An 11,629-nucleotide genomic window follows, 5' to 3' on the forward strand; every position below is an offset into this window, starting at 1 on the left:
GCCGCGGTCAGGGTAGCCGCCGTGCCTTCTCCGGCCGGCCCGGTGCCCGCTGTCTGACGGCCGGTCTCTCGTCGGCGCTGTCCTCGGCCAGGGCCCGGACGAGTCCGTGGTCGGGGGAGAGCCGGCATGCGGGGTCCGTGCGGGCTGCGTCGCCCGTGAGGGCGTAGGCCTGGCAGCGGCAGCCGCCGTGGTCCTCCTCGCGGCGGGAACAGGTGCGGCAGGGGTCGGCCATCCAGTCGGTGCCGCGGTAGCGGCTGAACGCCGGGGAGTGGTCCCAGATCCAGGCCAGCGAACGGTCGCGGATGTTCGGCGGGTCCAGATCCGGCAGGGAGGCCGCGGCCGGGCAGGGCAGGACGGTGCCGTCCGGGGCGACGGTGAGCGAGATCGCGCCCCAGCCGCCCATGCACGGCTTGGCCACCCCGTCGAAGTAGTCGGGGACGACCCACACCAGCTCGGGGCCGTCCGGCGTGAGCCGCTCCCGCCACCGCTCGACGGCGTCCCGTGCGCGGGCGAGCTGGTCGCGGGTGGCGAGCAGCGCGGCGCGGTTGAGCAGACCCCAGCCGTAGAACTGCGCGTTGGCGAGTTCGATGCGGTCCACGCTCCAGGACAGGCCGAGTTCGACGACTGCGTCGACGGCGTCGAGGTTCTCGTGGTGCAGGACGACGTTGAGGCCCAGGGGAAGGCCTGCGGCCCGTACGAGCGCGGCGGCCCGTTCCTTCTCGCCGAAGGAGCGGCGTCCGGCGATCCGGTCGGAGGCGCGCGGGTCGGCGTGCTGGACGGACAGCTGGACGCTGCGCAGGCCGGCGGCGGTGAGCGCGGACAGCCGCTTCCCGTCCAGGCCCACCCCGCTGGTGACCAGCTGGGTGTAGACCCCGGCGGCCTCGGCCGCGGCGACGATCCGCTCCAGATCCCGGCGCAGCAGCGGCTCACCGCCGGACAGATGGGTGTGCACCACACCGAACTCTCCCGCCTGGCCCATCACGTCCGTCCACTGCTCCGCGGTCAGCTCGTGTGAACGCCGCGTCAGCTCCAGCGGGTTGGAGCAGTACCCGCAGTGCAGCGGGCAGGCGTGGGTGAGTTCGGCCAGCAGCGCCCAGGGGCGGGCCGGAGCGGGAGCCGGAGCGGCGGGGGCGGCCGGATCGGTGAGGGTCATCGCAGCCAGCCCTTGTGCCGCAGCCGTTCGAGGAAGGGAGGCACGTCGGCGGCCACGGGGGCGCCGGGGAAGCGTTCGGCCAGTTCGTCGACGATGTCGCGCACACTGCGGACGCCGTCGCACAGGCCGACGACCGTGCCGGCCCCGCCCTGCAGAACGACGACACGTTCGGGAAGGAGCAGCAGGTCCCTGTCCCGGGTGTGGTCGTGGCGCAGGAGGACGGCGGGGGCCGGCACGGGCCGCCAGTCGGTCACCGACGTCGCCGTCACTCCTGCTCCCGGCGGCCCGCCTGGTCCACGGCGTCGAGCAGCGACCACAGGACATCGCACTTGAAGCGCAGTGCGGCCACGGCCCGTTCCTGGTCGTCCCGGCTGCGGGCCCAGTCGAGCACCAGGTCCAGTGCCTCGCGGCTGTCGCGGCGGCCCTGGGAGACCCGGGTGCGGAAGTAGGCGAGGCCCTGGGGTTCGATCCACCGGTAGTGGCGCTGGAAGGCCTCGATGCGCGTGCGCATCAGATCCGGGGCGGACAGTTCGGTCAGCGACGCGGCGACGGCTTCGAGGGGAGTGCGCAGCCGGCAGAAGTTGACGTATCCGTCCACCGCGAGGCGTACGCCCGGCAGCACGCTGTCACCGGAGAGCAGCGTCTCACGGTGCACGCCGGCCGCCTCACCCAGCCGCAGCCACCGCTCGATGCCGCCCTCGCGGTCCTGCAGCCCGTCGTGGTCCTGGATGCGGCGCAGCCACATCCGGCGCAGCACCGGGGTGTCCAGCTTGGCCGTGATCAGGGCGTCCTTGACGGGGATGTGGCGCTGGTAGTGGAACCGGTTGACGATCCAGCGGCGCAGCTCGTCCTGGCTGAGATCGCCGCTGTGCATACGGAGGTTGAAGGGGTGGCTGTCGTGGTACCGCTCCTCCCCCACCGCGCGCAGTCGTGCCTCGAACTCGGCGGGGCGCCAGGGCTCCGCGAGCGGGTCGGGTGCCCTGTTCAGGGCGGTCGAATTCAGTGCTGTCGTGCTCATAGGTCGATCACCATCCCGTCGTACGCCACCTCGAGGCCCAGCCGTGCGAGCCGCTTGTGCTGGTGCGCGGCCGGGTCGACGAGGGGGTTGGTGTTGTTGAGGTGGGTGTAGAGGCAGCGGGCGGAGAGGCGGGCAAGGCGTTCGGCGGTGCCCTCCGGTCCCTCGATGGGCAGGTGGCCCATGCCGGTGGCGGTGCGTTCGGAGATGCCCGCGCGGCGGGGCTCCTCGTCGTCCCAGAACGTGCCGTCCACGATGACGCAGTGGGCCTCGGCGGCGGCCTCCTGGAAGCGGTCCGGCCAGGCGGCCAGGGCGGGCGCGTAGAGCGCGGTGGCGCCGGAGGCCGGGTCGTACAGGCGCAGCGCCACCACCCATGCGTCGTCGTCCGGGGCGTCGGCGGCGTACCGCGGGCGCTTGCCGGACACCGGGATGCCGCTGATCCGCAGGCCCGAGGCGTCTCGGTCCAGCGGTTCCGCGCCGCGCGGCGGCAGTTGCCGCCAGGTGAGGGAGGTGTACGGCGCCAGCACGTCGCCGAGGTGCAGACGGTCCAGGAGCGCCTGCCGGACCGGGGCCGTGGTGATCACCTGGAGGCCGTCGGCCTCGCGCAGCCGTGCGATGCCCAGGGTGTGGTCGAGTTCGGCGTCGGTGAGGACCAGTCCGGCGACCGGCGTCCGGCGGGGGCCGGGCCCCGGGTGGAGTTCGGGCCGGGATTCGATCTGGTCGCCGATGTCGGGTGTCGCGTTGACGATGTACCAGCGGCCGTCGTCGGTCCGTACGGCGAGGGAGGCGTGACGGCGGCGTCGGCCCGGGTGGGTGCGTGCCCCGGAGCATCCGGAGCACGCGCAGTTCCACTGGGGGATGCCGCCGCCGGCGGCAGTGCCGAGTACCAGCAGCAGCATGGCGTCGGCTAGCGGGAGCTGAGGGAGTAGGCGGTGACCTCGAGCGCGGTGTCGACGACCTCGTAGGCGGGCGCCTGCCAGGTGGCCCTGTCCGTCTCCTTCGAGGCGGTCTGCTCGACCGGCTTGAGCTGTTCCGTGGCTTCGTTCATGGGTGGTACGTCCTCTCTGGTGGGATGTCCGGGTGTGCAGGGAGGGTCATTTGAGGGAGACGCGGAGGATCTTGTCCTTGCCGTATCCGAGGTCACTGGTGCCCACCCACAGTTCGTCCGCGCCGGGCACCTTGGCGATGGCGCGCAGGCGGCCGAACCGGCCGGGGTAGAAGTCGACGGGCGTGCCGGTGAACTCGCTGTTCCCGTCGATCGGGATGCGCCACAGCCGCTTGCCGCGCAGCGATGTCACGTAGATGACGTTGTCCACGACGACGAGCTGGGCGGGCACGCCCCACTCCGGGTGGAACACGACCCTGGGGGTGGTCATGCCCTTGACGTCGCAGCCGCCCTCGCAGGCGGGAAAGCCGTAGTTGGCACCCGGTTTGATCAGGTTGATCTCGTCCCAGGTCTGATCGCCGACCTCCGTCTCCCACAGACGGCCGTTGCGGTCCCAGGCCAGGCCCTCCGGATTGCGGTGGCCATAGCTGTAGACGCGGGTGCCGAACGGGTTGCCGGGGGCGGCGGCGCCGGTCCTGGTGATGCGGAGGATCTTTCCGTTGAGCGACTTCTTGTCCTGCGCGAGCTTCGGCTGGTAGGCGTCGCCGGTGGTGACGTAGAGGTAGCCGTCGGGGCCGAAGGCGATCTGGCCGCCGTTGTGATTGCCGACCCGCTTGATTCCGCCGAGCACCACCTTGTAGTTCGAGAGCGAACTGCCGTCGTAGTCCATTCTGACGACCTGGGTGCGGGTCCTCGTGGTGTGCACGAAGAACACCTGCTTGTCGGTCGTGCCGTTCCAGGTCGGTGACGGAGCGACGCCCAACAGGCCGCCGGGGCCGTCGTCATAGGGTTCGGGGACGGTGTTCGGCACCTCGCCGACCAGCCTCTTGGTGCCGTCCCGGTCGAGGCGGTAGACCTGGTAGGTGAGCCGCTCGGTCACCAGCGCCGAGCCTCCGTCGGGCATGAACTTGATTTCCCAGGGGGTCTGCCATCCCGTGGAGAGCGTGCTGACGTCGTCGGCCGGAGCACCGCCGTCCGCGGCGGCGGCCGTGACGGCGGTGGACGGTGCCGCGGCGGCGGGCGCCGACTGCGGCAGGCCGGCCGCCAGCAGCGCGGCCGCAGCGGCGAGTGAACCCAGAACGATCCGGGACGGACGCCGCACCGAGCGGCCTGGGTCTGTCATGTCGCGGCCCTTCGTCGTTCCTCGAGTGAACCGTCGTGGCGCGGCGTGTCCACACGCTCGCGAAGGGCAGCGTATTTCGCGAAGATCGCCGCAGCCTGTATTGAAATCATGACAATTAGCAACATATCCGCCATTCGGATGAGCTGTCGGCTGGGCGGCCGCGGGCTCGGAGGGGTGCGGCTGCGGGACTGGCCACTGTCGCGGCCCTTCGCCCAACTCGCCGTGCCCTGCTGGCCGGTGGTCCCGGAGCACTGGCCGCCGACGCCGCATCGTCCCCGTCGCGGCCACCGCTCCCGTATCCGGGCGAGCCGCTTCGCCGGCTGCATCGCGCGGCCGGACACTCGGTCGCCGGACAAGGTCACGGTGGCCGTCCGCTCACGTTGCTGTCCCGCATCGGACCAGGGATCGGTTCTCGGGGGAGCCGCGGCCGCCGTGGCAGCAGGAGGGCTCCGAGGCTGCGCTGAAGGCGCGTTACGGCGGCCCGCCGGCCGCCTTCGCGCCGGCCACGACGCACACCGCGGGGCCCGCGGCCCGGGGCAGCCTCCGCCCCGGGCTCCTCTACTCGCCGGGCTACGCCGAGGACCGCGCGTTCAGCACCCTCCTCGCCGAGCAACTCGTGTCATGGGGCTAAACCGTGGTCACGGCCGGCCATCCATACGGCTCGGGGCTCGCGGGGCGCGCGGCGGCAGCGGTCGTCTTGGATCTGGACGCCCCGGTGCGGGCCGGGGCAACCTGGACGGCCGCTTGTTCGGGCCGGTGGTCGAGCGCGGCCTCGACCGGCCGTTCGTGAAGATGGACACGGCGGTCCACGACGGCCTGAACACGGACGACTCCTCGGCCGCGTCCCCGGAGAACCTGCGCGGCGGGCGGCACTGTCTGCGGCTCGCCGACGCCGGGCGCCTCTCCTTCACCGACCTGGTGACGCTCGCTCCGCAGCTGCGAGGAGCGCTGTCCCTGCCGGTCGGGCCTGACCCCCGCGGACGCGGCGGTGGCGGGCGTACGGGCCCCCGTGCGGCCACCCGGAAATCCGCTGCATCGCCGGTCAAGCGGCCCCGGTGTGGTCCGCAGCGGGTTCGTCGGCGCCCCACAGGGGCGCGGGGCGGTATCGGTATGCGGCACCGCCGCGGGCACGCGACCAGCCACAACGATGCCGCAGACGGCCGACTGCCTCTCACGGATCCGCGGCGTAGCGTCATCGCACCTGCCCGTCGTCGCCCAGCAGCCGTACCAGTTCGATCCGTGAGCGGATGCCCAACCGGCTGAACACGCCTCGCAGATGGTGGTCGATCGTGCGGGGGCTGAGCGCGAGGCGGGCGGCGATCTCCCGGTTGGTGGCTCCGTCGGCGGCCATACGGGCGATCAGGAGCTGCTGTGCCGTCAGGCGGGTGACGGGATCGTCGCTGCGGCCGCGCGCCGGGGTGGCGGGCGCGCCCAGCGCGCGGAGTTCGACGCGGGCCTGCGTCGCGCAGTGCGGGGCGCCGAAGTACTCGAACGCCTCCAGGGCGCTGTACAGCCGGTCGCGGGCCTCTGTGCGGCGGCGCAGCCGACGCAGCGCGCTGCCGAACAGCAGCTCCGTGCGGGCGCGTTCGAAGTCGCGGTCGCCCCGCGCATGCAGGTCGAGTGCCGTGCGGTAGTGCTCGACGGCCTCGGCGCCGGGCGCGAGCAGGGCGCGGCAGCGGGCGCTGAGGGCCAGGTCGTCGGTGCTTCGCACGGCACTCGCCCAGCGGTGGTAGTCGGCGTGGGCGGCCCGGGCGACGCGGGTGTCGCCCGTGCGGACGGCGGCCTCGACGTAGTGCGGGGTGGCCAGGTGGCGGATGGCTCGGTGGCCGTGGCCCGGGCCGAAGCCGGCGAGGGCCCGCAGCCGGGCCGCGGCGCCGGCGTAGCGGCCGTCGGCGAGGTCGAGGAAGGCGAGCGCCCACTGGGCGAGCGCGGCGGGCAGGCCGAGGCCGCGGGCGAGGGCGTACGACCGTGCGGTCGCGGCGCGTTCGCGGCAGGCGTCGGCGTCTCCGGTGACCGCCGCGAACATCGCCAGGGCGGCCTGCAGATGGCAGGCGCCGTTGTCCTGCCCGGTGGCGTACGCCTGCCGCAGGGCGTCCGTGGCGGTGGCCGCGCCGGCCTGCGGGCGCCCTGTCCAGAAGTCGGCGTAGGCGCGGAACTCCAGCGCCTGTGCCACGGTGGCGGTCGCGCCCCGCGCCCGGGCCGAGGCGGCCGCCCGGACGGTGGCGGTGGCGGCGCGGGTGTGGTCGCCGAGCATCAGCGCCGCGATACCGGCGTGCACGAGCAGGGTGGGGTCGCCTCCCGGCCCACACCTGCCGGCCGCCGCCTCCAGCAGCCCCCTCGCATCCTCGTACCGTCCCTCGAAGGCGGCGGCGAGCCCGCCCAACGTGCCGGGCATCCCGGCCCCCAGCCGCCCGGCCACCACGGCAGCCTCCCGGCAGCGACGCAGGTCACCGGTGTAGATCGCGGCTTCGGTGGCCCGGGCGAGGAGGTGGAGGCCGGGCGCGGAGATGACGTCCGCAGCGGCGGCTGGGGGCACGGCTCCACGAACCGCCCCCGCGCTGCGCGGCGTTCCTCCCACCTCTGCGGCACGTGGGCCGGCCTGCGCGGACATGGCGCCCGGCATGTCCGCGCCAGGCGCTCCAGCACTACCGGGGGCTCCCGCACCGCCGCGTATCCCCGCAGCGCCACGCCCTCCCGCACCGTCGCGCAACCCCGCGTCGCCACCCGCTCCCGGCGCTCCCTCACGGCGCTCCGGACCGCCCGGCACTGCCGCGGTCCCCGAGGCTTGCCGGTTGCCCCAGACACTCACGCCGCCCGGCGCCCACGCACCGCCCTGCCCTCTCGATCCCGGCGCACCGGCGCCGCCGCGCTCTCCGCGTCCCGGCACACCTCCGCCGCGCCCACCTCGCGCGCCCTCCTCCGAGACGGCGCCCAGCCCTCCCGATCCCGGCGCACCCGCACCGCCCTGCCCTCTCGATCCCGGCGCACCGGCGCCACCGCGCTCTCCGCGTCCCGGCACACCTCCGCCGCGCCCACCTCGCGCGCCCTCCTCCGAGACGGCGCCCCGGGACTCGTGACGGGCGTCCGCGAGTCCGTTCCCGCTCCCTTGGCCGGCCTCCCCGTCACCGCCCTCGACCACCGCCGTCAGCAGCGCGTCGAAGGCCTCCGCAGCGTTGCCCGCGCGGAGTGCGAACAGGCCCGTCAGCCCGTCGTCGGGTGTCGCCGTGGCCGCCAGTCGGCGGGCGTGGTCCGGGGCGCCCGCGTGCCAGGCGGCCGTGGCGGCGCGGGCGCGGAGGCGGGACTGTTCGGACGGCGTGGGGCTGAGAAGGGCGGCACGCTCCAACAGGGCGCGGGTCAGGGTGAGTTGGCCCGCGGCGCGGGCCTGCTCCGCCGCGGCGCCCAGTTCCGCCGCCAGGCGGGCGCTCGGGCCGAGGGCGCCCGCTCCCCGGTGCCAGGAGCGACGGGGTGTTTCACCGGCGCCGTGCAGGACCCGTGCCAGCAGCCGGTGGACGTCACGGCGGTCCGCCGGGGAGCCCGTCTCGTACGCCGCGATCCTCGTCCAGGCGTCCCGGAAGACGACGCCGCCCGCTCCCGCCTGCGCGATCCCGGCCGCCTCGGCGGCTTCCAGCGGGCGGGTGTCCAGGCGGACGGCCGTGACGGCGCGCAGGAAGGCATGAGTGGCGACCGGGTACTGGTCCGCCGCGGCGAGCAGCAGGAGCAGACGAGCGCCGTCCGGGAGGGCCCGTATCTCCGCGCGGTGCGAACGCAGCAGATCGGGGGCGAGTTCCGACGGTTCCGTCGGCAGCGGGTCGAGGCCTGCCGACTGGCGGTCGGTCAGCAGCGGTACGAGTTCGGCGGCGGCGCGCGGATCGCCGTACACGGCGTACAGGACCCGCACACGGACGCCCTCGGGAAGCCCGGACGCCGTGCGCCGCGGTGGCGAAGTGCGGTCGAGAGGCGGGGGGTTCACCGGAGTCACCACTCAACTGACGTTACTGGTGGGTTACTTGAACCGTAAAGACCGGCGATTTCGCCGATGCGTCGCGCGTAGACCCGAGTTGACACTCCTGGCGACCCCACCCTTGTCAGGAGGCATCATGCAGCGCCACAAGCGTCGTATCGCCACGGCATTCCCGGCCCTGGTCGCATCGCTCCTGCTGTCCCTCTCCCTGGCCGCCGCCCCCGCTCGGGCGGCGACCCACGACCCGATCGTGTTCGTGCACGGCCTGAGCGGTGACGCAAGCGGCTGGAACGACTGGATCGCGGACTTCGAGGCTGACGGCTACTCGTCCTCCGAGCTGTACGCCTGGTCCTACGACTGGGGGCAGTCCAACGCCACCACGGCGCAGCAGCTGGCCACCGAGGTCAAGAGCGTGCTGGCGAAGACCGGTGCGTCCAAGGTCGACATCGTCGCTCACTCGATGGGGGTGCTCAGCTCCCGGTACTACCTGAAGAACCTCGGCGGAACGTCGTACGTCGACGACTTCGTCTCGGTCGCCGGGGTGAACCACGGCACGTCCGTCGCCTCGTGGTGCGCGTGGCTGTACACGTCCTGCAAGGAGATGCAGACCGGCAGTTCGTACCTGACCGCCCTGAACTCGGGCGACGAGACACCGGGCGCCGTGTCCTACGCCAGCTACTGGTCGGACTGCGACGCCGCGGTCGTCCCGAACAGCTCGGCGCTCCTGACCGGCGCGACCAACGTCGACGCGGGCTGCATCTCGCACACCGACATGAACAACGACCACGGCGTGTACGAGCAGGTGCGGAACTTCATCGCATGAGCCGCGCCTGAACCAGCGGGGGTGCGCGGGGCCCGTACGGGGGAGAATCGAGGTAGGCCCGTCCTGCCGAGGAGGTCCTCATGCCGCTACGGTCCCCGGGCGCCACGAAGGTGGCGCGGGATCCCGTGCACCATCCGCTGTTCGCCCGTTACTACGCCCGGATCAGCGTGGCCGCCGAGACCCGGATGGGCATGGGCGGCGTCCGCGACCGGCTCCTGTCCGGACTGTCCGGCCGGGTGATCGAGATCGGCGCGGGCAACGGACTGAACTTCGCGCACTATCCGAGGACCGTCTCGGAGGTCGTGGCGATCGAACCGGAGCGTCGGCTGCGGCAGTTGGCCCTCGACGCCGCCCGCCGCTGCGAGGTGCCCGTGGATGTCGCTCCTGGCGCCGCCGAGGCGCTGCCCGTCAAGAGCGAGGCGTTCGACGCGGTGGTGATCTCGCTGGTGCTGTGCAGCGTGCGGGACGTGCCGCGCGCGCTCGCGGAGGTCCGGCGGGTGCTGCGGCCGGGCGGCGAGGTGCGGTTCTTCGAGCACGGCCGGGGCGGCGGACCGGCGATGACCTTCACCCAGCGCGCCCTGGACCGCACACTGTGGCCGCCCCTCAACGGCGGCTGCCATCTGGCCCGCGACCCGGTCGCCGCGCTGCGCGACGCCGGGTTCGAGCTCGGCCCCTACCGGCGGATGCTGATGCCTCAGACGGGGCCGAGGCTGCCCACCTCGTACTGCGTGCTGGGTACGGCGTGGCGGCCGGAGCCCGCCGGGACGGACACCTGAACGCCCTGCTCACATGGTCCAGCCGCGCAGCTCCGCCGCGATGTCGTACACCGTGGCGTTGCCCTTCTTGACCAGGCGGGCCAGGTCGCGCACCTGCACCGGCGAAGTGGTGACCCTGAGGCCGCTGGCGACGAGGTAGGCGTACGCGACGGCCGAGGCGAAGAGGGCGTTCGAGCGCTCCAGCGCGGGGATGTGGATGAGGAGTTGGAGCAGGGCCGCCGCGCGCGCGTGCGGGTCGTCGTAGACGGGGACGTCGAATATCTCGGCCTCGTGGCGCGCGACGGCCGCCACGAGCGCGCCCCAGTCGGTGACCTGGGGGTCTCCGGGCGTCTTCTGTTCGGCGAGCATGAGGAGCCAGGCGAGATCGATGCTGAGGTTGCTCAAGGGATCAGCGGCGACCTTCGCGCGCGCTCTCGTCCTCACCGGCGAACTCCTCGGCGAAGACCGCCTCGTACTGCTTCATGAAGTCGGCGGCGGCGTCGACGAACGTCTGGCCGACCTCCCCGGTGTCCTGTCTCACGAGTTCCTCGATGTAGCGGTTGACGCTCATGCCGCGGGCCAGAGCGCGCTCGCGAGCGGCACGGGCCGTACCCTCGTCCACTCTCACGTTCAGCTGGGTCTTCGCCATACGTCGAAGCTAGCGCCGAAACGCTAGCACGACAAGAGCTCCTCCTACGGGTGGAGCGTGTCCCTTACACCGGAATCAGGGACCCGACCTGCGGCGGAGACCACCCACGACCTTCGGCGGATATCCGGTGTGGGCGGGATCACACTAGGCTCGGCCGGGACGAAGAAGTCGGTACGTCCACGTGAGCGAGGAGGCAGCCTTGTCCACACCTGCTGCGGAGCACGCCCGCGACCATGCGTCGGCCGACGGGATCGCGGCCCGCGCCCGCGGTCTGACCAAGGCGTACGGCTCGGGCGAGACGACCGTGCTGGCCCTGGACTCGGTGGACGTGGACATCGCGCGCGGCCGTTTCACCGCGGTGATGGGACCGTCGGGGTCCGGGAAGTCCACGCTGATGCACTGCCTGGCGGGGCTCGATTCGGTGTCGGCAGGCCAGGTGTGGCTCGGCGACACCGAGATCACCGGGCTCAAGGATCGGGAGCTGACCCGGCTGCGCCGGGACCGGATCGGGTTCATGTTCCAGTCGTTCAACCTCATCCCGACGCTGAACGCGGCCGAGAACATCACCCTGCCCATGGACATCGCGGGCAAGAAGCCCGACGAGAAGTGGCTGGACCAGGTCATCGACACCCTCGGGCTGCGCGACCGGCTCAAGCACCGGCCGTCCCAGCTGTCCGGCGGTCAGCAGCAGCGCGTGGCGTGCGCGCGGGCGCTGGCCTCCCGGCCCGAGCTGATCTTCGCGGACGAGCCGACCGGCAACCTCGACTCACGGGCCGGGCTGGAGGTGCTCGCCTTCCTGCGCGAGGCCGTCGACAGCCTCGGCCAGACCGTCGTCATGGTCACCCACGACCCCGGCGCCGCCGCCCACTCCGACCTTGTGGTCTTCCTCGGGGACGGCAAGATCGTCGACGAGATGGAGCACCCGACGGCGGAAGCGGTTCTGGAACGGATGCGCCTCTTTGCCGGGGGAAACACCCAGACTCCCGGCTTCGACGTGGTCCGCGACCAGTTCGACGAGGGCGCCGCTCCCGCCGAGGAGGACTGA

Annotated in this window: 12 protein-coding genes; 3 read left to right on the forward strand and 9 right to left on the reverse strand. The window is 72.9% G+C overall.

Annotation, left to right across the window (positions count from 1 at the left end; all coding sequences use genetic code 11):
- Positions 1-7: 7 nt before the first annotated feature.
- The 7 genes from pqqE to LJ657_RS35300 all read right to left on the reverse strand — a co-directional run bounded on the left by pqqE (position 8) and on the right by LJ657_RS35300 (position 8,366).
- Positions 8-1,153: a pyrroloquinoline quinone biosynthesis protein PqqE gene (gene pqqE / locus LJ657_RS35270; RefSeq protein ID WP_232652983.1), complete on the reverse strand. Its 1,146-nt coding sequence runs from the start codon at positions 1,151-1,153 to the stop codon at positions 8-10.
- Positions 1,150-1,422: a pyrroloquinoline quinone biosynthesis peptide chaperone PqqD gene (gene pqqD, locus LJ657_RS35275; protein ID WP_232652984.1), complete on the reverse strand. Its 273-nt coding sequence runs from the start codon at positions 1,420-1,422 to the stop codon at positions 1,150-1,152. The genes pqqE and pqqD overlap by 4 nt, the downstream gene beginning before the upstream one ends.
- Complete coding sequence (gene pqqC, locus LJ657_RS35280; RefSeq protein WP_232652985.1) at positions 1,419-2,171, reverse strand: pyrroloquinoline-quinone synthase PqqC; 753 nt, start codon at positions 2,169-2,171, stop codon at positions 1,419-1,421. The genes pqqD and pqqC overlap by 4 nt, the downstream gene beginning before the upstream one ends.
- A complete protein-coding gene (gene pqqB / locus LJ657_RS35285; RefSeq protein WP_232652986.1) occupies positions 2,168-3,067 on the reverse strand; it encodes a pyrroloquinoline quinone biosynthesis protein PqqB in 900 nt (299 codons plus the stop codon). Before pqqB ends, pqqC begins: the two co-directional genes overlap by 4 nt.
- Before the next feature lie 8 nt (positions 3,068-3,075).
- Positions 3,076-3,216 carry a pyrroloquinoline quinone precursor peptide PqqA gene (gene pqqA, locus LJ657_RS35290; RefSeq protein WP_232652987.1) on the reverse strand — a complete coding sequence of 47 codons (141 nt, stop codon included), beginning with the start codon at positions 3,214-3,216 and terminating at the stop codon, positions 3,076-3,078.
- A gap of 46 nt (positions 3,217-3,262) precedes the next feature.
- Positions 3,263-4,396: a PQQ-dependent sugar dehydrogenase gene (locus tag LJ657_RS35295; protein ID WP_232652988.1), complete on the reverse strand. Its 1,134-nt coding sequence runs from the start codon at positions 4,394-4,396 to the stop codon at positions 3,263-3,265.
- Between the two features lie 1,192 nt (positions 4,397-5,588).
- Positions 5,589-8,366: a helix-turn-helix domain-containing protein gene (locus tag LJ657_RS35300; RefSeq protein ID WP_232652989.1), complete on the reverse strand. Its 2,778-nt coding sequence runs from the start codon at positions 8,364-8,366 to the stop codon at positions 5,589-5,591.
- Positions 8,367-8,493: 127 nt separating this feature from the next.
- Between LJ657_RS35300 and LJ657_RS35305 the strand changes: the two genes are divergently transcribed.
- Positions 8,494-9,180, forward strand: a complete 687-nt coding sequence (locus tag LJ657_RS35305) for an esterase/lipase family protein (RefSeq protein WP_232652990.1) — start codon at positions 8,494-8,496, stop codon at positions 9,178-9,180.
- Between the two features lie 80 nt (positions 9,181-9,260).
- Positions 9,261-9,956, forward strand: a complete 696-nt coding sequence (locus tag LJ657_RS35310; RefSeq protein WP_232652991.1) for a class I SAM-dependent methyltransferase — start codon at positions 9,261-9,263, stop codon at positions 9,954-9,956.
- 9 nt (positions 9,957-9,965) lie between these two features.
- Here LJ657_RS35310 and LJ657_RS35315 read toward each other — a convergent pair whose 3' ends face one another.
- Complete coding sequence (locus tag LJ657_RS35315) at positions 9,966-10,340, reverse strand: fic family toxin-antitoxin system, toxin component (protein ID WP_232652992.1); 375 nt, start codon at positions 10,338-10,340, stop codon at positions 9,966-9,968.
- Positions 10,341-10,344: 4 nt separating this feature from the next.
- Positions 10,345-10,584, reverse strand: a complete 240-nt coding sequence (locus LJ657_RS35320; RefSeq protein WP_232652993.1) for a toxin-antitoxin system HicB family antitoxin — start codon at positions 10,582-10,584, stop codon at positions 10,345-10,347.
- A gap of 199 nt (positions 10,585-10,783) precedes the next feature.
- On the opposite strand from LJ657_RS35320, the gene LJ657_RS35325 reads away from it, so the two are divergent.
- The gene (locus tag LJ657_RS35325) at positions 10,784-11,629 is read left to right on the forward strand and encodes an ABC transporter ATP-binding protein (protein ID WP_232652994.1); all 846 of its coding nucleotides are present in this window, start codon (positions 10,784-10,786) and stop codon (positions 11,627-11,629) included.

Origin of the sequence: Streptomyces guryensis (genome assembly GCF_021261325.1) — a bacterium.
GTDB classification, from domain to species: Bacteria; Actinomycetota; Actinomycetes; order Streptomycetales; family Streptomycetaceae; genus Streptomyces; species Streptomyces guryensis.

Bases quoted from the DNA above. Each gene is read 5' to 3' on its own strand.
- pqqE (WP_232652983.1), bottom strand. From the start codon at position 1,153: ATGACCCTCACCGATCCGGCCGCCCCCGCCGCTCCGGCTCCCGCTCCG.
- pqqC (WP_232652985.1), bottom strand. From the start codon at position 2,171: ATGAGCACGACAGCACTGAATTCGACCGCCCTGAACAGGGCACCCGAC.
- pqqB (WP_232652986.1), bottom strand. From the start codon at position 3,067: ATGCTGCTGCTGGTACTCGGCACTGCCGCCGGCGGCGGCATCCCCCAG.
- pqqA (WP_232652987.1), bottom strand. From the start codon at position 3,216: ATGAACGAAGCCACGGAACAGCTCAAGCCGGTCGAGCAGACCGCCTCG.
- LJ657_RS35295 (WP_232652988.1), bottom strand. From the start codon at position 4,396: ATGACAGACCCAGGCCGCTCGGTGCGGCGTCCGTCCCGGATCGTTCTG.
- LJ657_RS35305 (WP_232652990.1), top strand. From the start codon at position 8,494: ATGCAGCGCCACAAGCGTCGTATCGCCACGGCATTCCCGGCCCTGGTC.
- LJ657_RS35310 (WP_232652991.1), top strand. From the start codon at position 9,261: ATGCCGCTACGGTCCCCGGGCGCCACGAAGGTGGCGCGGGATCCCGTG.
- LJ657_RS35320 (WP_232652993.1), bottom strand. From the start codon at position 10,584: ATGGCGAAGACCCAGCTGAACGTGAGAGTGGACGAGGGTACGGCCCGT.